The organism is Sphingobacterium sp. UBA7253 (assembly GCF_002472745.1).
Taxonomy (GTDB): Bacteria; Bacteroidota; Bacteroidia; order Sphingobacteriales; family Sphingobacteriaceae; genus Sphingobacterium; species Sphingobacterium siyangense.
The window spans coordinates 53,795-56,073 of the sequence record NZ_DKSP01000244.1; the positions used below are offsets into that span (position 1 = coordinate 53,795).

Annotated in this window: 3 protein-coding genes; 1 reads left to right on the forward strand and 2 read right to left on the reverse strand. The window is 41.9% G+C overall.

Going from position 1 to position 2,279, the window contains the following annotated elements; all coding sequences use genetic code 11:
- Positions 1-762: M1 family aminopeptidase (locus B2X72_RS25575; RefSeq protein WP_286852027.1), on the forward strand; the 762-nt coding region annotated here is incomplete at its 5' end.
- A 121-nt stretch (positions 763-883) separates the two neighbouring features.
- Here B2X72_RS25575 and B2X72_RS25580 read toward each other — a convergent pair.
- Together B2X72_RS25580 and B2X72_RS25585 are read right to left on the reverse strand one after the other, a co-directional pair.
- Positions 884-1,495 carry an alpha-ketoglutarate-dependent dioxygenase AlkB family protein gene (locus B2X72_RS25580; RefSeq protein WP_075993961.1) on the reverse strand — a complete coding sequence of 204 codons (612 nt, stop codon included), beginning with the start codon at positions 1,493-1,495 and terminating at the stop codon, positions 884-886.
- Between the two features lie 22 nt (positions 1,496-1,517).
- Positions 1,518-2,279, reverse strand: a 762-nt coding sequence (locus tag B2X72_RS25585; protein ID WP_286852028.1) for a methylated-DNA--[protein]-cysteine S-methyltransferase, incomplete at its 5' end; no start/stop codon positions are given.

Below are 2,279 nucleotides of genomic sequence, written 5' to 3' on the forward strand. Positions count from 1 at the left end.
CCAGATAATCTTGTGGATGCACGGCAAACAGCAGACCATGAAATTGCACATACCTATTTCCCTTTTTACATGGGTATCAATGAGACGCGATACGGTTATATGGATGAAGGCTGGGCTACTGCATTGGAATTCTGGATTGGAAATGCGGAGATTGGTGCCGAAAAAAATAAAGAACTTTTCAAAGATGCCCGTGTAAAGCGCTATATCTTTGACCCCTCTACCGAAGAAGACCAACCCTTGATTACCATGACCTCTCAGTTGAGTGGTTTAGGGTACGGCAACAATGCCTACATCAAGGCCGCATTGTCTTATATTGCGTTACGGGATTACCTGGGTGATGAACTGTTTAAAAAAGCACTACACCATTACATGGAGCTATGGCATGGAAAACATCCGACGCCTTGGGACTTCTTTTATAGCATCAATGCTGGAGCTGGGCAGAATTTAAACTGGTATTGGAAAAATTGGTATTTCACCAATAATTACATTGACCTTAAGGTGAATGGTTTTAAACAGCTTGCTGGTAAAAATACACTGACGATCACCAATATCGGGGGATTTGCAATTCCGTTTGATGTGTTGATTACCTATACGGATGGATCGGTGGAGACAAAACATCAAACTCCGTCAATTTGGCAACACAATGAAAAACAGGTAATCCTGACTTGGACTTCGACTAAAAAGGTGAAAAATATTACCTTGGACGGTGGCATTTTTATGGATTACACCGCCAAGGACAACAGCTGGGACGTTATTAAATAACCCGATCGATCGTGTCAGCCTTTATGTTTGAAAAGGTTGACACGATTGGTGACTGAATGCTGTTGAAGTCTGCCTACAACTAGGTGTCCATTCCTGTAAGCCTTACCCTGGGGCTGTAAGATTACAGCTGATCGATGCATCGAAATGTCAGATTAATTCGTGCACTGAACACCTTTTTTGTCGGTGGAAGCCGATGCAACCAATACGTTTGTGTAAGACCTTTCATCACCAATAAACTTCCATGGCCCAAGATGATGTCTATTTTTTCTTTGCTCGTTTTATGTTTAAAGGCAAACTTTCGTTCAGCACCAAAGCTTAAAGAAGCAATTGCTCCATTTTTTTTGAGGTCTTTTTCACCGTCACTGTGCCAGGCCATTCCTTCGTCGCCATTGTGATAAAGATTCAACAGGCAGGAATTATACGTCTCCTGTGTTTGTTGTTCGGCAATCTTTTTCAGTTCAAGAAGTTCCTTTGTCCAGGGAAGCGCCCTTTTAGTGGTGTTGGAATAGCTATATTCGAAAGCCTGGTCGCCATACCAAGCCACTTTTCGTTTGGTGACGATTTCGTTTCCAAAAATAATGGCACGGTCATTTACCCATTCGATCGAGTCCATGAGTCTGTCAAAATAGTGGTTTGCTTCCTGTGGAGGCAGTATTTTACCATAATAATTGACAGTTCCATCGTAAGGAAGTAGATTTCTATTGCCATCGAAGAGATTGTCGAAAAGTTCCATGTTATCGTATTGTGTGTATTTACTAAATTGCCGTATGTAAAGTCTCCCATCCGATCATCGCTGTTTTCCGCATTGGATCCCATCGGTAACCACCAAATATACCGCTGTTTTGTATAACACGATGACAGGGGATAAGGTAAGCTATCGGATTGCTTCCGACAGCTGTGCCGACAGCACGGGAAGCTTTGGGGTTTCCGATTTGAGAAGCGATAGCACCGTAAGTGCTTAAGTTACCCATAGGGATTTTTAATAAAGCTTCCCAGACTTTCAATTGAAAATCAGTGCCTTTTAAATGTAATTTTACCTGACGGATATCTTTATCTTGGGGATTTAATGCGCTGAGTGCATTCTCATGCATGCTGTTCCCCTGTTGTAGGTATGTTGCGTTCGGAAATCGTTGCTGAAGAGCGTCAAAAGCTGTTATGTTATCATCCGCGTAGGCAATATGACAAATACCTTTTGAGGTGGATGCAATTAGCATTGTGCCGAATAAGCTCTGATAATACGCGTAGGAAATCAATAAATTGGAGCCTTCATTTTTATATTCAGCGGGAGTCATCCCCTCAATGTTGATAAATAGTTCATGAAGTCTACTGCTGCTGGAAAGGCCAAGCTGGAATGTTGTTTCAGCAATGTTATTTTCCTTGAGCAATGATTTTGCATAATTTATACTTACGTACTGTAAGAATTTCTTGGGACTTGTACCTGCCCATGCGGTAAACATGCGTTGAAAATGAGCTTCACTCATGTAAACATGAGAAGCGATCTGACCCAATGTAGGTTG

Excerpts from the sequence above, each read along its gene's own strand:
- B2X72_RS25580 (WP_075993961.1), bottom strand. The coding sequence starts at position 1,495 with ATGGAACTTTTCGACAATCTCTTCGATGGCAATAGAAATCTACTTCCT.